The sequence below is a fragment of the Heyndrickxia sp. NPDC080065 genome, from assembly GCF_050281185.1.
Taxonomy (GTDB): domain Bacteria; phylum Bacillota; class Bacilli; order Bacillales; family Bacillaceae_C; genus Heyndrickxia.
The window spans coordinates 1-18,963 of sequence record NZ_JBNNWS010000021.1 but is presented as its reverse complement, the minus strand read 5'-3'; the positions used below and the strand labels follow the sequence as shown (position 1 = coordinate 18,963).

19 protein-coding genes are annotated in these 18,963 nt (G+C 36.0%); all 19 read right to left on the bottom strand.

Features of this window, described 5'->3' with window-relative positions:
- Positions 1 to 451: 451 nt before the first annotated feature.
- On the bottom strand, positions 452 to 715 hold the full coding sequence (gene spoIIID / locus ACQKP0_RS21390; RefSeq protein WP_427407865.1) for a sporulation transcriptional regulator SpoIIID: 264 nt from the start codon (positions 713 to 715) through the stop codon (positions 452 to 454).
- A 543-nt stretch (positions 716 to 1,258) separates the two neighbouring features.
- Positions 1,259 to 1,861: a pyroglutamyl-peptidase I gene (locus tag ACQKP0_RS21385; protein ID WP_427407864.1), complete on the bottom strand. Its 603-nt coding sequence runs from the start codon at positions 1,859 to 1,861 to the stop codon at positions 1,259 to 1,261.
- A gap of 330 nt (positions 1,862 to 2,191) precedes the next feature.
- Entirely contained in the window at positions 2,192 to 3,019 is an 828-nt protein-coding gene (locus ACQKP0_RS21380) for a peptidoglycan DD-metalloendopeptidase family protein (protein ID WP_427407863.1), read from the bottom strand.
- 197 nt (positions 3,020 to 3,216) lie between these two features.
- Positions 3,217 to 4,224, bottom strand: a complete 1,008-nt coding sequence (spoIID, locus tag ACQKP0_RS21375; RefSeq protein ID WP_427407862.1) for a stage II sporulation protein D — start codon at positions 4,222 to 4,224, stop codon at positions 3,217 to 3,219.
- A 396-nt stretch (positions 4,225 to 4,620) separates the two neighbouring features.
- Positions 4,621 to 5,388, bottom strand: a complete 768-nt coding sequence (locus tag ACQKP0_RS21370; RefSeq protein WP_427407904.1) for a TPM domain-containing protein — start codon at positions 5,386 to 5,388, stop codon at positions 4,621 to 4,623.
- Positions 5,388 to 5,966, bottom strand: coding sequence for a LemA family protein (locus tag ACQKP0_RS21365; protein ID WP_427407861.1), 579 nt, complete (start codon positions 5,964 to 5,966; stop codon positions 5,388 to 5,390). The genes ACQKP0_RS21370 and ACQKP0_RS21365 overlap by 1 nt, the downstream gene beginning before the upstream one ends.
- A gap of 153 nt (positions 5,967 to 6,119) precedes the next feature.
- Positions 6,120 to 7,427 (bottom strand): UDP-N-acetylglucosamine 1-carboxyvinyltransferase, encoded by a 1,308-nt coding sequence (murA, locus tag ACQKP0_RS21360; protein WP_427407860.1) that lies wholly within the window; start codon positions 7,425 to 7,427, stop codon positions 6,120 to 6,122.
- Between the two features lie 32 nt (positions 7,428 to 7,459).
- The gene (locus tag ACQKP0_RS21355) at positions 7,460 to 8,203 is read right to left on the bottom strand and encodes a YwmB family TATA-box binding protein (RefSeq protein ID WP_427407859.1); all 744 of its coding nucleotides are present in this window, start codon (positions 8,201 to 8,203) and stop codon (positions 7,460 to 7,462) included.
- A gap of 244 nt (positions 8,204 to 8,447) precedes the next feature.
- Positions 8,448 to 8,699: a DUF1146 family protein gene (locus tag ACQKP0_RS21350; protein ID WP_427407858.1), complete on the bottom strand. Its 252-nt coding sequence runs from the start codon at positions 8,697 to 8,699 to the stop codon at positions 8,448 to 8,450.
- A 182-nt stretch (positions 8,700 to 8,881) separates the two neighbouring features.
- Positions 8,882 to 9,286, bottom strand: coding sequence for a F0F1 ATP synthase subunit epsilon (locus ACQKP0_RS21345; RefSeq protein WP_427407857.1), 405 nt, complete (start codon positions 9,284 to 9,286; stop codon positions 8,882 to 8,884).
- Between the two features lie 22 nt (positions 9,287 to 9,308).
- The gene (atpD, locus tag ACQKP0_RS21340; protein WP_427407856.1) at positions 9,309 to 10,730 is read right to left on the bottom strand and encodes a F0F1 ATP synthase subunit beta; all 1,422 of its coding nucleotides are present in this window, start codon (positions 10,728 to 10,730) and stop codon (positions 9,309 to 9,311) included.
- 85 nt (positions 10,731 to 10,815) lie between these two features.
- The gene (locus ACQKP0_RS21335; protein ID WP_427407855.1) at positions 10,816 to 11,673 is read right to left on the bottom strand and encodes a F0F1 ATP synthase subunit gamma; all 858 of its coding nucleotides are present in this window, start codon (positions 11,671 to 11,673) and stop codon (positions 10,816 to 10,818) included.
- Positions 11,674 to 11,773: 100 nt separating this feature from the next.
- Positions 11,774 to 13,282: a F0F1 ATP synthase subunit alpha gene (gene atpA, locus ACQKP0_RS21330; RefSeq protein ID WP_427407854.1), complete on the bottom strand. Its 1,509-nt coding sequence runs from the start codon at positions 13,280 to 13,282 to the stop codon at positions 11,774 to 11,776.
- Between the two features lie 24 nt (positions 13,283 to 13,306).
- Entirely contained in the window at positions 13,307 to 13,843 is a 537-nt protein-coding gene (locus ACQKP0_RS21325) for a F0F1 ATP synthase subunit delta (RefSeq protein ID WP_427407853.1), read from the bottom strand.
- Positions 13,840 to 14,364, bottom strand: a complete 525-nt coding sequence (gene atpF, locus ACQKP0_RS21320; RefSeq protein ID WP_427407852.1) for a F0F1 ATP synthase subunit B — start codon at positions 14,362 to 14,364, stop codon at positions 13,840 to 13,842. The genes ACQKP0_RS21325 and atpF overlap by 4 nt, the downstream gene beginning before the upstream one ends.
- Positions 14,365 to 14,568: 204 nt before the next feature.
- Positions 14,569 to 14,787 (bottom strand): F0F1 ATP synthase subunit C, encoded by a 219-nt coding sequence (gene atpE / locus ACQKP0_RS21315; protein WP_058005271.1) that lies wholly within the window; start codon positions 14,785 to 14,787, stop codon positions 14,569 to 14,571.
- Positions 14,788 to 14,866: 79 nt separating this feature from the next.
- The gene (atpB, locus tag ACQKP0_RS21310) at positions 14,867 to 15,580 is read right to left on the bottom strand and encodes a F0F1 ATP synthase subunit A (RefSeq protein ID WP_427407851.1); all 714 of its coding nucleotides are present in this window, start codon (positions 15,578 to 15,580) and stop codon (positions 14,867 to 14,869) included.
- Positions 15,581 to 15,602: 22 nt separating this feature from the next.
- Entirely contained in the window at positions 15,603 to 15,980 is a 378-nt protein-coding gene (locus ACQKP0_RS21305; protein WP_427407850.1) for an ATP synthase subunit I, read from the bottom strand.
- Between the two features lie 564 nt (positions 15,981 to 16,544).
- Positions 16,545 to 18,770 (bottom strand): S8 family serine peptidase, encoded by a 2,226-nt coding sequence (locus ACQKP0_RS21300; protein ID WP_427407849.1) that lies wholly within the window; start codon positions 18,768 to 18,770, stop codon positions 16,545 to 16,547.
- Positions 18,771 to 18,963 lie beyond the last annotated feature (193 nt).

Sequence of the window (18,963 nt, the reverse complement as noted above, 5' to 3'; positions counted from 1 at the left end):
TCATAAAATATTTTTAAAAAATGGAAAAAATAATTGAAACTTTTTTCACAGAAAAAAACCAGCATTTGTATTAGAAATCCACTGTGCGGATTTCATAATACAAATACCTTTTTTTATTTAAAGGCTTTGTTAATGCTTTTTGTTGATAAAAGCATTAACAAAGCCTATTTAAAATAAAGGCTCTTTTCGTATAAATTGTTGTTTTTAGACTATAAACTTAGTCCGTTGATTTCCGCTCCAGACACTTGCTTTCCGCGGGGAGGGATGGGAGCCTCCTCGGCGTTACCGCCTGTGGGGTCTCCCACTTCCCTCTTTTTCCCGCAGGAGTCAAGTGTCCTCCGCTACAATCAACTCAGATTGTTAATAAAATATCACTAAAAAAGCAACAAACTTTACGAAAACAGCCAAAATAAAAGAAGCAACCTATTATTTAGATTGCTCCTGCCCCCCTTTAATTGCTTTGAAGTTCTTCCTTTTTATATTTTTGCTTTGTTGCTTCACCACCGCGTAGGTGCCGAATTGATTTATGATAATCTAATATTTCCTTTACTTCATTGGCAAGTTCAGGATTTATTTCTGGCAATCTTTCTGTAAGGTCTTTGTGGACAGTACTTTTGGACACGCCAAACTCCTTCGCAATTACGCGAACTGTTTTTTTCGTCTCCACGATATACTTTCCAATCTTGATAGTTCTCTCTTTGATGTAATCGTGCACACCACTCGCCCTCCCTAAATTGGATGTGTGAGAAGTGTGAAATGAGACTCGCCTATTTATCAACTGAATATACTGTATCCCCCATATGAGGTAAAACTATTTTCTAAGTCTTAATGACTATTCTCATATGTGGCAGAAAGCAATGAATCACCTTTCTGCTTTTACAATGACTAATCACGTATGCAACTATATCTATAGGAATTGTTTTTAACGATTGCTCACCTCAAACACTCTCTTTGTTTTTGTCAAGTTTGTAACATTTTATTAGCTTGGATTAAAATATATGCACAAAAACAACAATAAGGACAAGGCATTATTAAAAAATTTCTCATAAATATGGATGCTACATTTCATTCGACAATTTCAAAGTTATTTCCTGAGGAATTTTGTTGAATTTTTAGATTTTATAATTAATTTAAAGTTGCTAATAAAAAATTATCTGTGGTGCATGCAGGCAGCAATTTCTATACGTAGTATAACTAGCTGCACGTAAGCACCACAGGATTTTGTTAGTTACTTCATTATATTTCAACAACGACACCTTTAAATATTTTCAATGATAAGTTCAATTGCTTGCTGGAGGTCTCTTTGTGACCAGCTTGGCATATTCTTTTTCCCTTCTATTACTAATTCATGTGAAGCAGGAATATGAATGAAACCAGCCGGGATATGTAAATTGTTTTTATTTAGCTCATTAAGTAATGTATACATAATATTATTGCATAAATAGGTTCCTGCTGAATTTGATATATTAGCAGGGTAGCCATTTTCATTAAGTATTTGGACAATTTCCCGAATAGGTAATGTAGAAAAGTAGCCAGCTGGTTCATCCTCGTAAATTGGAGAATCAACCATTACTACTCCATTATTATCTGGTTCACCATCACGACAATTAATAGCAATTCTTTCGGGAGTTATTTTTTTTCTCCCAGCCGCTAGTCCTAAGGAAATAACCGCATCAGGCTTTATATCATTGAGGCAGGATATCAGAAGTTCTGGTCCCTTTTCAAAATCAACTGGCAAAAGGACACTTTGAATTTGATATTGACCAATATTTTTATTTTGTAATTCCTTAACAATTTTTTCCGTTGGGTTGATCGGCAGCCCTAAAAATGGTTCAAATCCTGTGAGAAGAAGTTTTTTCATCGAAATTAATCCCCTTTTTAGTGATTTATTTAGGCTCTTTTCTTATACTTTGTTGCTATTTGTAGCAAAGTAAAAATCGGCAGTAGGATTTTTACGGTTGTTTTTGCATTTATATAATAAGTATGGGATGAAGAAAAGAGCACGATACCAATTTAGTTAAGTATTGGAGCAATTTACGAAAAGCAACAATCATTACGAAAACAGCCTTTATTTAAATATATCACTGAAAAGAAAGTATTGTTAATGATTATTGTTATAAAATAAAGTATAGTGCAATTTACATACAAAAAGAAAAAAGAGCAGAATCCTTTGAATTCCGCTCTTTTAACATTATCCTTGTGAATCTTCGTTTGTATTGCTTTTATCATTTGTATTTTTTTCTGAATTCGATTCATTTGATTTTCCATCATCAGAAGCATCATTTGATTTATCTTGATTTTGCTTATTTGCTTTATCGTCTTTCATTACTTCAATGGAAGATGATGGTTTATCAAAGTATGTTACTGGATTCACTGCTACATTGTCTTTTCTAATTTCAAAGTGAAGATGTGTTTTCCCTTTTTCACTTAATTGACTTGTGCTTGCAGTTGCAATAGCTTGTCCTTGTTTCACTTTGTCTCCAACTTTTACCTTTACATCTTTAATGGATTGATATTGTGTTACCACACCATTTTCATGCTGAATATCAATGGTATTTCCTAATAACGCATCATTTTCAACCTTTAAAATGGTTCCACTTAAAGCTGCAATAACTTCAAATTCCTTCCCATCCTTCATCGTAATATCAATTCCACGATTAGGTTCATAGGTAGATCCGTATACAATCATTGCTGCTTCTTGCTTTTCTTCTGAAGCGTTAGAGTCATAGAATTCCTTATCAATTTGTGCCTGTTCATAATTTTTTACCGGCCATTTAAAATCTTCTACTGACTTATTTGCTTCAACCGCAGGATTTTTGTAGCCATTTTCGCCTAGTTTATCCCCTTGATATCCAAAGTTATTCTTTGCTGAATTATTTCCGATTGATTGATACCAAAAGATTGCTGTAATAATTAATGCTGCACTTGCTAGATAAATAGCAGGATAAACCCAGCGTTTTTTAAAAAAGCTTTTATTACCCTTTTTTCGAGAAGTTAGTTTCTTTTCTTCCTCTCTCATTTTCATCACCTCAGCAACCATTTTGAACACAAATAAGCAAATATATACATTTTTCCGAAAAATTTTTTAAACTTTTTATTATTTGATATTATTCTCCAAAATATGCATTTATAATTGTTGATTATTTAACTCTTTAAATTAGGATTAGTCATAATAAAACAAAAAATAGCTTGCCTCTGACAAGCTATTTTTTGCTTTTATCTTTTCGCAGTCACTTTATCTAATAACTGATTGGAGCTTTCAACCTTTACCCCTTTATAATAATGCTTTACAATATTTAAATAGTTTTCTCCACTTTTAGCCATTTCATTTGCACCATATTGGCTCATCCCTACACCATGACCATATCCTTTTGTCGTAATAATAATTTTATCGTCCACTCTTACAAAGCTAAAATCGGAAGATCGGAGATTAAGTTTTTCACGTACTTCTCTTCCTGAGAATTTTTTTCCTGCTATTACTATCGTTCCAACTTTTTTCCCTTTTGTAAGTGTAGTAATGGTACCTATATCATTCGTTCCATTTAATTTGACACCAAGCATATTTTCAAAATCATTTACCGTCAGTGTCTTCTTACTAACGTATTCTGGTGAATTTTTATCCCACGGACTCTCAACACTTTTTAAATAGGGAATAGCTTTTGACCAATATTCTTCTGCATTTTCTGTATATCCGTTACTTGTTGAAAAAAATGCGGCAAAAATAGGTTTTCCTTGATAGGTTAATATTTTGCCTTCTGTGGATTTTACGGCCTGTGTAATTTTATTAATCTTCCAATTATAATCTTTTGCCCAGATCTTTTTTAGTTCTTGTTTGCTTTTGAAGACTTGGTCATTAACTGTATCAGTTACATTGGCACCCTTAGGTAAGTCACTCTTTATTAACAAATGGTTAACAATATAGGTTCTAGCGGCTAATGCTTGAGCCTTTAATGCTTCTTCTTCAAATTTTGCCGGCATTTCCGAAGCGACCACTCCTATGACATACTCCTCAAGAGGGAATTTTTCAACCTTTTTACTACTGTTTCTATAAACAGCCACTTCAACGGAAGATTTAAGCGTACTAGCTGTATTCTTTAAATTTTCATCAAGCTTGCCACTGGCCTTTTCACCGGAAAAAGGCAGGACGAGTAAGATTGGAATGGCGAATGATACGACGAGAACTAGAACGGCGATAAGAATAATTAGTTTAAATTGTTGTTTCATGCTTGATGCCTCCATATTTAAATTTAAATAGTTTCCACTACATTCATTCATATGGTGAAGGACAAGCTTTTATTACTAGTATCCCTGTTTATTTTGTCGAAAAAAACAAAAGCGCAAGCGCCGCAGGTCTAGCGTACGGATTTCGTAGTCTTCGACTGAGATAAAGGAAACACGGTGAGGTAGTTCACGAGCTAGTGAAATTGGCACTTCAAATTTCACCTGATGTTGACTTATCGTAGGGAGGAGACGGAGAAATCCGCTAGCCGACGGCTGCTTGCGCTAGACGTAAACCTCGCACTTTATAAAGTTATCCACAGTGCGAATATTTTATAATTACGCTAAACGAAGAAAAAGAGCAAGATTTCAGTTTGTTATCTTCAAACTGAATCTTGCTCTTTACCATTTCCTACTTGCGCCTCCGCCGCCCGAGGATCCACCTCCGCCGCCCGAGGATCCACCTCCGCCGCCACGGTTACCTCCACCGCCTCCACCACTTCTCATAAAAGCAGAGAGGATATTGATAAGCAAATAAGTTAATGTTCCGCCAAAATATTTTGTATCAATAATGATTAAAATAATTATCCCTATTGTAATTAATATAACCTTCCAATAAGAGAGAATCGTTTGGCTTTCCTTATAGGGCTTAGGTTGTGCTATATTATCCAAATGATACTCATTTGCTACAACGTTCAGCAATTCCTTATACGTATTTACGATTGCTGCATTAGTTTTATTTTCTTTTAAATAAGGGAGAGCATAATTATTAAGTATTCTCCCCACTTTGCCATCTGGTAATGCTCCCTCTAATCCATAGCCTACTTCTATTCTAATTTCTTGATCCTTAGTAGCAAGTAGTAAAAGAACACCATTATTTAATTTCTTATCCCCTAGCTGATATTTTCTAAATGCTCGATTAGCATATGATGCAATATCTTGCCCCTCAAGTGTCGGGATAGTTAACACAGCAATTTGTGCTTTAGTTTGATCTTCGAGCTGTCTTCCTAGAGTTATTAACTCATTTTTTTCATCGACTGATAAGACTTTAGAAAAATCTTGAACATAAATATCACCTTTTGGAGTAGGTATCTCTGCGTTCACTTTACTTCCCAACATGCTTATTGCCATGAAAACAATAACTGCAATGCCGAGAAGAGTTTTTTTCATCATTTTCCTTGCCCCTCAAAATCGACTTTTGGAGCCTCTTCAGCCCCACTTTGAGCTTTAAAGTATTCTTTTTGATTAAACCCAAATACGTTAGCTATCATAGCCCCTGGGAATCGCTTTACCTTCTTATTATAGTCTGCTACTGAATCATTGTAATCTTTTCTTGCCACCGCAATTCGATTTTCTGTACCCGCAAGTTCATCCATTAATTGTTGGAAATTTTGATTCGCCTTCAAATCAGGATATTTCTCTACAACTACTAGCAGCCGGCTCAATGCCCCCGAAAGTTGATCATTAGCGGATGCTTGATCAACCGGAGTCTTAGCACCTGCTAGCTTTGCGCGAGCATCAGATACATCCTTAATGACTCCTTTTTCATGCGCTGCATATCCTTTAACAGTGTTCACTAAGTTTGGTATCAAATCTATGCGTCTTTGCAGCTGGGTATCAATATTTGAATACTGCTGATTTACATTTTCCTCTGCGGAAACAAAGCTATTATAGCTTGAAACTGTTCCAAAAATTAGAATAGCTAATACAACTACTATACTTATTAATATAATGCTGCCTTTTTTCATTTATTTCACTCCTCTTATATGTATATCGATTAACAACACGAAAAGGTTTCAATAAATTTTAATATCAAAAAATATTATTAGTAATAATATCACTTGTTTCTTTATTATGCCCAAAATAAAAAAACCCAAAAATTTTGGGTTTTTCTTAATTGATTATACTTGTTCTGAAAGGATCTGTTTGGAATCTTTTGAAGCTTCTACTTCATCATTCACACGCTCTATATCCGCACCAAGGGCCGCAAGTTTCTGATGGAAATTCAAATAACCCCGATCTAGATGTTTTAATTCAGTAACCCTCGTATAACCTTCTGCTTTTAATCCAGCAATAATTAACGCGGCTGCTGCACGAAGATCGGTAGCTGCTACCTCTGCTCCCTGAAGTTGACAAGGTCCACTGATAATTACTGATCGGCCTTCTATTTTTATGTCTGAATTCATTCGGCGGAATTCTTCCACATGCATGAATCTGTTCTCAAAAACGGTTTCCGTAATCATTCCCGTGCCCTCAGCAACTACTAATAAAGACATCATTTGTGATTGCATATCAGTTGGGAAACCAGGATGAGGCATAGTTTTAATATCTACTGCCTTAAGCTTATCAGGGCCAATTACACGAAGTCCTTGTTCCTCTTCAATAATAATGACACCCATTTCTTCAAGCTTGGCAATAAGAGATGTCAAATGTTCAGGAACAGCGCCTTTAACAAGTACATTTCCACCAGTAATAGCAGAAGCAATCATAAATGAACCTGCTTCTATTCGGTCAGGAATGATTGTATGATCAGCTGCATATAAACGTTCAACACCTTCAATACGAATCGTACCCGTTCCTGCTCCCTTTACAACGGCACCCATTTTATTTAAATAATTTGCTAAATCAACAATTTCTGGTTCTTTTGCACAGTTTTCAATCGTTGATGTACCTTCAGCCAATGCTGCAGCCATCATAATATTTTGCGTTGCACCAACACTTGGGAAATCTAAATAAATCTTTGCACCCCGTAAACGGCCTTCTGTCTCAGCTTCAATAAATCCATTTCCTACCGTTACTTTCGCTCCCATGGCCTCAAATCCTTTAAGGTGTAAATCAATTGGTCTTGATCCAATTGCACACCCGCCAGGCAATGCAACACGTGCTCTTCCTAATCTTGCTAAAAGTGGTCCCATAACAAGAACAGATGCACGCATTTTACGTACATATTCAAATGGAGCTTCAATTAATAACTCTCTTGATGCATCTACAGAAATTATATTATCTTGAAACGTTACATCAGCATTTAAATATCGTAACACTTCACTAATTGTATATACATCGGAGAGTTTTGGTACATCACGAATGATACTTCTTCCTTCACTAGCTAACAATGATGCAGCGATAACAGGCAGTACAGCATTTTTTGCACCTTCAACTTGAACCGTACCGTTTAGCCTTTTTCCGCCGCGGACGATGATTTTTTCCAAAAGTATTCCCCTCCGCGTCCATTTTCTCTATATTAATATTCAATCGTTATGATAGGTGTGCCAATAACGAAGCTCGTATTAGCGCCCAATCCAGTTTTTCTTAAACCAATTTGCAAATTCATTTGATTATCTTTCGTAGGAATTGATTGTAATAATTTCTTTGAGTATGCAGATATAGAATAGAAATCTTTTTCTTTCAACGCCTCTTTTTCGTGAGCATTTAAGCTTGTCAATAAATGATTCATTTCTGACAACAAAACCTTATCAATTTTATCACTGAATTCGCCTTTGATACAAGAGAAAATCACAGGTTTATGGATGTAAAGCGCATCCAATTTGCTACCAATTTTTTCATTTATGTCGACAGCAATTTTTTTATTCCAATGAGTTCCTTTTATCTCATATATTAAATACGATGGATAATTTTTTTTTGTAGGGGTCGACAAAAATTTTATTGTTTCGACATATCTTTTTTCTTTAAAATAACCCTCTAAAGTCAATTGATTTCCCTTTGTAAATTCATTCCACTTCATATTTGGAAATTGCTGCTTAAATGATTCTACCTGATTAATCCATTCAGTTTTTGAAGAAACATCTATGGCTTCTCTTGTATATAGAGACCATTCAGTAATTTTACCACTTTGACGATTAATTTCATCCGCCAATAATTCTAAATCTGAGCTTACTTTTGCTGATACACTCTTTTTCCCAACAATTCCATATGACAAACTAATAACAATAGCAATTATTACTAAAACTAATGTATTTTTCCACATATAAATTTCCCCTCTCCTTAGTAAAAGTCTTTACCAGTAGAGAAGAGTACATACTTGGGAAAAGTCGTCATCTTTTGACAAATCGATAATCAGCATATGTAATTATCTTTCCTTATATTAGACGTTTTAAATTAAAAAAAGTAACAGCATTTACATAATACAATCAAGTATAAGGAAAGATCCCCAATAACTCAAATCATAATCAATATTTATTCAATTGAAAACAGGGTAGATGGATTAATTATTACAAATTTATGACGAATTGAAATATAAGAGGAAGCTGCCTCGACCAAAGAAGATAATCTAAGAAGAAGTTACTAATTATCGATCCAATGGCAATGGTTAAAATTATATATAATAATCTTGCTTGTAATACACGATTAGGTTTAAGCAATTTTTCAAAATTAAGTGCACCCAGTGCCCAAAAGGTTAAACATATAAAAAATAAATGAGAAATTATACTTGTCAATGCTTGTTGACCAAAACCTGAGGTCATGGTTATACCCCTTTCTTAAGAAAAACTCTCCGCGTTTTTCCGAGGTAAAACTGGAGTAAGTCGGCGAGTTACCGATATTATTAAGCTTTTTTCCAATCTGACCTTGATTACTAAAATAAGCTTTTACATTCTTATCTTAGAAAAAACACCTTCTGACTTCTAATCAGAAGGTGTTTTGGATTTTAGAAGCGGTGTTCATATACATTTATACGATTGATTGCACGTCTTAGTGCCAGCTCTGCTCGTGCATGATCAATTTCAGCTTGATTCGATTGAATACGTTCTTCAGCACGAATCTTTGCTTCTTTTGCACGCTCTATATCAATGCTTTCTTCCTTTTCAGCTGATTGTGCTAAAATAGTTACTTGCTCCGAACGAACTTCAAGAAAACCACCGCTCACTGCTACAAGCTCAGTGTTATTGCCGTTTTTTAGTCGCACAGCACCTATTTGAAGTGGAGCAACCATTGGAATATGTCCCGGCAAAATACCCAATTCACCACTTTGGGCTTTTGTACTTACCATTTCAACATTCGATTCATACACTGGGCCGTCTGGAGTGACAATACTGACTTTTAATGTCTTCATTTTTGATCCTCCTGGTCCCTTATTATACCTCTACGCCCATCTCTTTAGCTTGCTTGATAACATCTTCAATTGAACCAACAAGACGGAAAGCATCTTCTGGAAGATGGTCATATTTACCTTCAAGTACTTCTTTAAATCCTTTAACTGTTTCTTTTACAGGTACATAAGAACCTTTTTGACCTGTAAACTGTTCCGCTACGTGGAAGTTTTGGGATAAGAAGAACTGGATACGACGAGCACGAGCAACAATAAGTTTGTCTTCATCACTTAGCTCATCCATACCTAAAATAGCAATAATATCTTGTAATTCTCTATAACGTTGTAATGTTTGTTGAACTTGACGAGCAACATTGTAATGCTCTTCACCAACTATCTCAGGTGAAAGTGCACGAGATGTTGAAGCAAGTGGATCAACCGCAGGATAAATACCCATTTCTGATAGTTTACGCTCTAAGTTTGTTGTTGCATCTAAGTGAGCAAACGTAGTTGCTGGAGCCGGATCGGTATAATCATCGGCAGGAACGTAGATTGCTTGGATAGATGTAACAGAACCTACATTTGTAGATGTAATACGTTCTTGTAATAGACCCATTTCAGTTGCAAGTGTTGGTTGGTAACCAACAGCAGATGGCATACGTCCTAAAAGGGCAGAAACCTCTGAACCTGCTTGTGTGAAACGGAAAATATTATCAATGAAAAGAAGCACGTCTTGGCCTTGAACATCACGGAAATATTCAGCCATTGTTAAGCCTGTTAATGCAACACGCATACGTGCACCTGGTGGCTCATTCATTTGACCAAAAACCATTGCTGTTTTCTTAATAACTCCTGAATCAGTCATTTCCCAGTATAGGTCATTTCCTTCACGAGTACGTTCACCTACACCAGCAAATACAGAAATACCACCATGTTCTTGTGCGATATTATTAATAAGTTCTTGGATTAATACCGTTTTACCAACACCGGCACCACCAAATAGACCAATCTTACCACCTTTAATATAAGGAGCAAGTAAGTCAACTACTTTAATACCTGTTTCAAGAATTTCAACTTCAGTTGAAAGTTGATCAAAGCTTGGTGCTGATCGATGAATTGGATCACGGCGAGCATCTGCAGGAACATCACCATTTAAGTCAATCGTTTCACCTAATACGTTGAAAACACGACCAAGTGTAACGTCACCTACAGGAACAGAAATTGGTGCACCACTGTCGATAACATCCATACCACGTTGGACACCGTCTGTTGAATCCATAGCAATTGTACGAACAGAGTCATCACCTAAGTGAAGTGCAACTTCTAAAGTTAATTCAATATCAACTTCAGTTGCAGTTTGGGCTTTATATTGAATTTTAATCGCATTATAAATATCTGGAAGTTGACCGTTATCAAACTTTACGTCAACAACCGGACCCATTACTTGAAGAACGCGTCCAGTGTTCATCATTTTCCCTCCTATCTTGCATTAGAGAAAGCTTTAAGAATAGAAACTATTCCAAAGTCTCTTTTAATCAAACAATTTTTTCAGTCTATTCAAGTGCAGCCGCTCCGCCAACAATCTCAGTGATTTCTTGAGTGATGGCCGCTTGGCGTGCACGGTTATAAGAAAGTGTTAACGTATCAATCAATTCTTTTGCATTGTCTGTTGCATTTTTCATCGCAGTCATTCTGGCTGCATGCTCACTTGCTTTTCCGTCTAATAAAGCTCCGAAGATAAGACTTTCAGCATACTGAGGAAGTAGAGTTTCTAATATTTCTTCAGCAGAAGGTTCAAATTCATACGAAATCAACTTATTAGAGGAAGTAATATCAGTAAGTGGCAACAGTTTTTTCTCTGTAACTTCTTGACTGATTGCATTTACAAAATGGTTGTAATACATGTAAAGCTCATCATACGTACCGTCAGCAAACATGCTTACTGTTTTATTTGTAATTTTTACAATATCAGCAAATGATGGATGATCAGGAAGACCGATCACATCTAATACTACATTCATATCACGTTTTCTGAAATAATCCGCACCTACACGTCCAATCGCTACAATAACAAATTCATCATTGGAACGATGCTTTTCAAGAATTCTAGTATGCACAGCTTTTAGAACACTGCTGTTATAAGCACCTGCTAAACCACGATCAGATGTGATCACCAAATAACAAGTTTTTTTCACAGGTCGCGAAACAAGCATTGGGTGACTTGCATCTTTGCTTCCTAAAGCAATACTAGCAACTACTTCTTGAATTTTTTCCATATATGGTACAAAGGATTTTGCATTCATTTCAGCCCTATTTAAGGCAGAGGCAGAAACCATTTGCATAGCTTTTGTTATTTGACTTGTTTTTTTCGTCGAAGTAATACGAGATTTTAAATCACGTAAGGATGCCACTTAATCTCACCACCCTTGTTTTAAAGTAGGCCTTCACAACCAAGGATATAACCTAAATTTAAGTGAAGGCATATTAGTCCACATCTATTTTCAAACAGTATTATTCAGATTTAGAAAATGTTTTCTTAAATTCATTGATCGCTGAAGCCATATCTTCATCAGCAGGCAGTTTACCTGTTGTACGAATTTGACCTAATAATTCTGCACGATTAGCATCTAACCAAGTGTACATTTCTAATTCAAAACGAACGATGTCTTGAACAGGAATATCATCTAGGAAGCCTTTTGTTAAGGCATAAAGAATCGTTACTTGCTTTTCAACCTTAATCGGTTTATTCAAGTCTTGTTTCAATACTTCAACCGTACGTTGACCACGAGCCAATTTCGCTTGTGTAGCTTGATCTAGATCAGAACCGAATTGAGCAAAAGATTCAAGCTCACGGAATGAAGCAAGGTCTAGACGTAATGTACCTGAAACGTTTTTCATCGCCTTAATTTGTGCTGATCCACCTACACGTGATACGGAAAGACCCGCATTAATCGCTGGACGTACACCAGAGAAGAATAAGTCTGATTGTAAGAAAATCTGACCATCTGTAATCGAAATTACGTTTGTCGGAATGTAAGCAGAAATATCACCTGCTTGTGTTTCAACGAAAGGAAGAGCTGTGATTGATCCTCCACCTAATTCATCATTTAGCTTAGCCGCACGTTCTAGTAAGCGTGAATGCAAGTAGAATACATCCCCTGGATATGCTTCACGACCTGGAGGACGACGTAATAGCAAGGAAAGCTCACGGTAAGCAGCAGCTTGTTTAGAAAGATCATCATAAATAATTAAAACATGCTTGCCGTTGTACATGAATTCCTCTGCCATTGTTACCCCAGTATATGGTGCTAAGTATAATAATGGAGATGGTTGTGATGCAGAAGCTGTTACAACAATTGTATAATCTAATGCTCCATGTTTACGAAGTGTTTCTACTGTACTTCTAACTGTAGATTCCTTCTGACCGATAGCAACATAGATACAAATCATATCTTGATCTTGTTGATTGATAATCGCATCGATTGCAACTGTTGTTTTACCTGTTTGACGGTCACCGATAATTAATTCACGTTGACCACGTCCGATTGGAACTAGTGCGTCAATCGCTTTAATACCTGTTTGTAATGGTTCATGTACAGATTTACGAGCCATTACACCAGGAGCTTTCTTTTCAATTGGACGAGTTTTTGAAGTGTTAATTGGTCCAAGTCCATCCACAGGTTGACCTAATGAATTGACAACACGTCCAATTAATTCTTCACCGACAGGTACTTCCATGATTCTACCTGTACGACGAACTTCGTCACCTTCACGTATATCAGTATATGGTCCTAAAATAATGATACCTACATTGTTTTCTTCCAAGTTTTGAGCAAGACCCATAACTCCGTTCGAAAACTCTACAAGCTCACCAGACATTGCATTGTCGAGACCATGAGCACGAGCAATACCGTCACCGATTGAAATAACAGTACCAACATCGCTAACCTTCATTTCAGACTGATAGTTTTCAATTTGCTTTTTTATCAGCGCACTGATTTCTTCAGCTTTAATGCTCATGAATTTCACCCCTCAAGAATAAATTTAAACAACTAAATTACGTTCAAGACGTTCTAGCTTACCACGTAAACTACCGTCAAATATTTTATTACCAATGCGAACCTTTACTCCTCCGAGAAGATCCGTATCAATGATATTTTCAATATTTAATGAGATTTTACCCACTTTTTGTGCAAAAACAGATGAAATAGATGCACTTTCGCTTGCTGTTAGCGGTCTAATAGAATAAACTTTAGCTTCTGCAATCCCACGAGCATTATTTGCAAGTTCAATAAATTCATCTGCAATATTTTCAATTTCATTTACACGATGAACATCTGTTAATAACAAAAGTGTATTTGAAACTAGTATTGAAGTAGAAGAAAATATATCTTTTAAAATCTCTTTCTTCTTCTCTTTTGAGAATCTTGGTGACTTTAAAAGATTTATTAATTCTGGATTATCTTTTATTGCTTTCTTAATGACACGAAGCTCACCTTCGACTTGTTCCAATTGATTTTGCTCTTTCGCTAGCTCAAAAAGCGCTGTAGCATAACGTTTTGCAACTGCATTGTTACTCATCGCTTTTCTCCTGCCTCTTGAATATAATCGTTAATAAGCTTTTCTTGATCATCTATGCTTAACTCTTTTTCAATCACTTTAGATGCAATAAGAACCGATAAAGATGCAACTTGCTCACGTAAAGCAGCAACTGCTTGTTCTTTTTGCTGCTCGATTTCGATTTTTGCACCATCTTTTAAGCGATTTGCTTCTGCACGGGCAGTAGTAATAATTTCTTCGCGTTGAAGGTCGCCTTGCTTTTTCGCATTTTCAATCAAACCTTGTGCTTCTAGGCGAGCCTCTTTAAGTAATTCACGCTGTTCTTCTAGTAATTTACTTGCTTCAGCACGGCTTTTTTCTGCTGTTTCAATTTCATTTGCAACATGTTCTTCACGTTGCTTCATGATGCCCATTAATGGACCCCAAGCAAATATCTTAAGTAAGACTAACAGTATAATAAACATGACCAGCTGGAAAAGAATATCTCCCGTGTTAAGAAACGGATGATCAGCTGCTCCAAGTACAAAACTACTTGTTGACACCGTTATTCACTCCTTTCAAAGAGTTAATTCCTATCAATGTTAAATCGATAAGCTTTCTATAGAAAGATGCATATCATTCGTATTTTTTCTAGTATTTCTGCTATACTTGTTACCCTAAGTAAAGTAGAACGTCTTTCTTTTTCCTAACATAAAGCAATGGCGAAGGTTCTATCGAATGATCTTCGCCATTTGGAAATGTTAAAACTATTTATTAACAACCATGAACGCGATTACCGCTGCGATAATCGGAAGGGCCTCAACTAACGCAACCCCGATGAACATAGTTGTTTGAAGCATACCACGTGCTTCTGGTTGACGAGCAATACCCTCAACTGTACGAGATACAATAAGACCGTTACCAATACCTGCACCAAGTGCACCTAAACCGATAGCAATAGCTGCTGCGATTACACCCAAACTCATTATAAAGTTCCTCCTTTAAATGTATAAAAAAATTTATTTTGTAAAAATAAGCTTTGTCCAAATTTGGACGATAAATATATTAATGGTCATGACTCACTTTATGGGCCATATAAACCATCGTTAACATAGTAAAAATAAATGCTTGGATTGAACCGACAAAGACTGAGAATCCTTGCCATGCTAATGTTGGAATGATAGCTCCAATCAATCCTCCGGGACCTGACATTGCAAGTCCACCAGCTAGAAGAGATAATAAAATTTCCCCAGCATAGATATTTCCGTATAGACGGAGACCTAATGTTAATGTGTTTGAAAATTCCTCAATAATTTTGAAAGGAACCATAAATGCAAATGGCTCTTTAAAGCCTTTCAAATATCCACCAAATCCCTTTTGTCTAACACCATAGAAATGAGTTAAGCCCACAATCATAACTGCGAGTGTTAAAGCAATTGCAGGGTCGGCAGTCGGAGATTTCCACCACAATTTTCCATTTATTTGTACTGAAAATGGAAGTCCTAACATGTTGGAAACAAAAATATACATAATAACAGTTATACCTAATACATGAAAGGCACCACCTGTTTTCCAATCCATGTTACTCTTAATAATCCCTTTAACAAAATCCATAATCCACTCAAAAAAGTTCTGCATACCTGTAGGTTTCATTGCTAATTTTCTAGTGGAAATTAACGCAATAAGAAAAACAATTACTGACGCAACTGTAATCATCAAAACGTTGGCTAAATTAAAGGTAAGCCCCATAAATTCCCATAAAGGCGCTTCGTGTTCCAATCAATTTCACCTCTCTTCCTGCTTATTTATGTGATTGTATAATGTGATGAATAATAAAATCTATCATAATGACGACATAAGAAGTCACTATTCCCAAAATAACACATAAAAAATTAAAGTAATCTGGATACTTTGTGGCAATCATAACAGCAAGAACCGCTGCGACCATTCTCGTCACAGTCCCAAAAGATCGAAACTTTCCTCCAGTCTCAATTGCTTCACCGAAGCGTTTCGTTCTCCTTACCATAAGCCAATGATTATATAGGCTGATTGTTGTACCAAGAATTAAGCCTAAAAAGACAGATTGATATTGGGTAAATCCCCAACCTAAAACATAAAGGGATAAAAGATACAGCATGTACTTGCGATGCCTATTAAACATTAGTTGGAGTTCCGGCATGTCTTTCTAATCTCTCCTGAAAAGAAATGTCGGACTTTTATGAAGCATGACCAACATGCTAGCATTATGGTCAGGGAGTAGTCCGATGAAATAAATAGTGGTTCAGTATTAAAATGAGGATCTACTCAACTATCAAGAATTATTTTAAAAAGAATCTGCAAAACGGTATCCTATATGGTAATAGAACCAGTATTTGCTACTATCAAATTCCTATTAAGCAATTCTTGTTAGGTTAGTTGAACAAGCAGATTTTTCATGTAAAAAAACACCTGAAAACCCTATCATTTAACACCCTCTGTTAGCATACAATAGGGTATTATCAATGTCAATCTGTTTCTGTGAAAAACGTTACTGTCTCAATCATTCTCATATAAATTGTCACAAAATCATCAAATTTTACAAATAGTTTGCATTTCAAAATTTAGTAAACTATTCCCTTTAAACCACATATTTTATTTTATAGTTTTTTGTTCTAGTATTTCTATATTTATTTTTTCCATAAATACACTATTTTTACAAAAGAAGAATATTGTTTCGTCAAATATTTAACAATCCAATAGCAAATTATTTAGCAGAAAATTTTATTGTTTGTGTTTGCCTATCCTCCTGCCCATTTTTGATGGCAAATGCTACAGCTACCACTTGATTAATATGCCCTAGATTCATTAACTCTATTTGGTTTTCTTTAATGCCTGGTCCTAAATTGCTTCTTTTTTCTAAATACCCTATGAATTGTAATGATGTTGAATCAAATAGCGCAATTCCAAACTCCTCTGCTCCCATAGGCAAATACACTTCATAGCGGATTTTTTCCGGTGAATCCCCTGGAGCAATAGTGAATCCCATAATCCTAGGGTAGCTTGGTTCTTCTTTAATAAATAGATAAGGTATTTTAATATTTTGGTTTCTTTCTGTTAATATGAAATTTCCTTCCACCATTTCTTTATTGTTTTGAAACTCTCTTTTTATAAGTGCTTTTATAGTTATAGTTCTTTTCTGTCCTGGCTTTAAAGCAAAAGGCAGAGGCAGCTGCCAATCAATATAAGGATTATATCGTGGAGTTTGAAAATAATAATGCTTCGTTTGATTACTAATATTTTTTATCATTACATCTTTTTTATTTTCATCATACTTTTCCGATAATATTCCAAATGATAAACTGCCGGGTAATACTAACGTTTCCGTCTTTATAGCTTTATCTATATTGATTCTTCCCGCCCCCTGTTCATATACTTTATAACGCTCTCCTTTTTCATTGTAAAGCGGTGTCGCTGTATTCATCATTGCTGCTTTTATTTCATTCGGACTCCATTTTGGATGAGCTTGTTTAATCAATGCTGCCGCACCTGCAATATAAGGTGATGCCATACTTGTTCCTTGAAGCTCTACGTATCTCCTGTTAGGAATTGTACTTTTAATTGCCACACCAGGAGCTGTAATGTCCGGTTTTATCGACCAATTAAATGTAACTGGACCTCTAGAGCTGAAGTCAGCTAATAGATCTTTTTCCCGTTTATAGATTGTAGAAGTAAGAAAGGGACTCTTTTTCCATTCCTGCAATAACTTCTCCCCGTCCATTTTAGAAATTGACATTGCAGGTATATTCGTGTTTTCTTCCATTTTTCCAATGAATTGTCCTTTTGTATTATTGAAAATAATCACCCCAACTGCACCTGCTGCTTCTGCATTTTTTACTTTCTTGGAAAACTCAATTTCACCACGTTTTATAAGAGCAATTTTTCCATTTAGGTTTTTCGACTCATTTTTCTTTCCGAGTCCAATATATTCAATTGGGTAGGATTGCCCAAGATTCCACTTTACACTACCCACTAGCGGGATTAGCTTAATTGGCCGGTTTATCGGGACAGCGGATAAGTAAGGAGTTTTTATTAATGGTGTGGAAGCCCCTACAGATATTGCTTTAGATGATGTTCCAGGCGTACCAACTGTCCATAGTTTTGGGCCTGAATTACCATTCGAAGTAACTGCTACGATCCCTTTTTCTACAACTTTATTTAACGCCTTACTAATAGGTAAGTCTGGTCCATTAACATCTGACCCTAAAGAAAGGTTGATAATATCCATCTTATCTTTTATAGTTTTTTCAATAGCAGACAATATTTGCTCTGTAGTCCCCTTCCCCCCCGGACCTAACGCTCTGTACGCATATATCCTAGCTTCTGAGGCAACTCCTTGCATCTGACCGTTAGCAGCAATCACACCCGCAACATGAGTTCCGTGTATTGTTGGTTTTCCTTGATGAATCAGCGTCTCCATTGGATTCTTATCATCATCTATAAGATCATATCCCCCACTATAATTTGTTCTTAAATCGGGATGTTCGTAATCAATACCAGTGTCGATAATTCCTATCTTTATTCCTTTTCCTGTTAAATGGTTTCCTTTTGAATCATAATAATCCCTTGCCTTTTCTGCACCTATTAGTGACAAAATAGCACCATCGTCATCATCGACACTATATTCGTTGTTTTCATACATTGCTGAAGTTTTGTGGTACATACGTGATAATTCAGTAAGCTCGCTTCTCCTGCCACTCACAGAAAACCCCTCGAAAGATTCTGTAAAAAGAGACCTTAGCTTGATTGATTGATAACTTCCAATATGATTATCTATTTCGGATTTTTTTGGTGGGCCATTTGTAGCAAAAATCATCACTACTTCTTCGTTAGGCGAGGGCTTGGGTAAAGGCGGAATATCCCACTTTGCGGCTAAACTAATTTGAGGACAGAATAATAAATCGAAGAATAATAACAGCATAAACTGACGCATAAAATATCCCCTTTTTTTATCTTTATCATCTCTCATAAAAATAGGGATATTCATAAAATATTAAAAGCGGAAGCCCCCCTCGAAGCGCTGGAGCTGGACAATCGAGTAGAGGGAAAATAAAGTAATTTATTTTCGCCCCTCTCACAACACCGTACGTACGGTTCGCGTATACGGCGTTTCAATTTATATTACA

What these genes read in the sequence shown, in the direction of transcription:
- ACQKP0_RS21345 (WP_427407857.1), bottom strand. Translation starts at nt 9,286, where the DNA reads ATGAAGACATTAAAAGTCAGTATTGTCACTCCAGACGGCCCAGTGTAT.
- ACQKP0_RS21305 (WP_427407850.1), bottom strand. Translation starts at nt 15,980, where the DNA reads ATGCCGGAACTCCAACTAATGTTTAATAGGCATCGCAAGTACATGCTG.
- ACQKP0_RS21385 (WP_427407864.1), bottom strand. Translation starts at nt 1,861, where the DNA reads ATGAAAAAACTTCTTCTCACAGGATTTGAACCATTTTTAGGGCTGCCG.
- ACQKP0_RS21300 (WP_427407849.1), bottom strand. Translation starts at nt 18,770, where the DNA reads ATGCGTCAGTTTATGCTGTTATTATTCTTCGATTTATTATTCTGTCCT.
- ACQKP0_RS21365 (WP_427407861.1), bottom strand. Translation starts at nt 5,966, where the DNA reads ATGAAAAAAGGCAGCATTATATTAATAAGTATAGTAGTTGTATTAGCT.
- atpA (WP_427407854.1), bottom strand. Translation starts at nt 13,282, where the DNA reads ATGAGCATTAAAGCTGAAGAAATCAGTGCGCTGATAAAAAAGCAAATT.
- ACQKP0_RS21370 (WP_427407904.1), bottom strand. Translation starts at nt 5,388, where the DNA reads ATGAAAAAAACTCTTCTCGGCATTGCAGTTATTGTTTTCATGGCAATA.
- spoIID (WP_427407862.1), bottom strand. Translation starts at nt 4,224, where the DNA reads ATGAAACAACAATTTAAACTAATTATTCTTATCGCCGTTCTAGTTCTC.
- atpD (WP_427407856.1), bottom strand. Translation starts at nt 10,730, where the DNA reads ATGAACACTGGACGCGTTCTTCAAGTAATGGGTCCGGTTGTTGACGTA.
- ACQKP0_RS21325 (WP_427407853.1), bottom strand. Translation starts at nt 13,843, where the DNA reads ATGAGTAACAATGCAGTTGCAAAACGTTATGCTACAGCGCTTTTTGAG.
- ACQKP0_RS21355 (WP_427407859.1), bottom strand. Translation starts at nt 8,203, where the DNA reads ATGTGGAAAAATACATTAGTTTTAGTAATAATTGCTATTGTTATTAGT.
- ACQKP0_RS21350 (WP_427407858.1), bottom strand. Translation starts at nt 8,699, where the DNA reads ATGACCTCAGGTTTTGGTCAACAAGCATTGACAAGTATAATTTCTCAT.
- atpE (WP_058005271.1), bottom strand. Translation starts at nt 14,787, where the DNA reads ATGAGTTTGGGTGTAATCGCAGCAGCTATTGCTATCGGTTTAGGTGCA.
- ACQKP0_RS21380 (WP_427407863.1), bottom strand. Translation starts at nt 3,019, where the DNA reads ATGAGAGAGGAAGAAAAGAAACTAACTTCTCGAAAAAAGGGTAATAAA.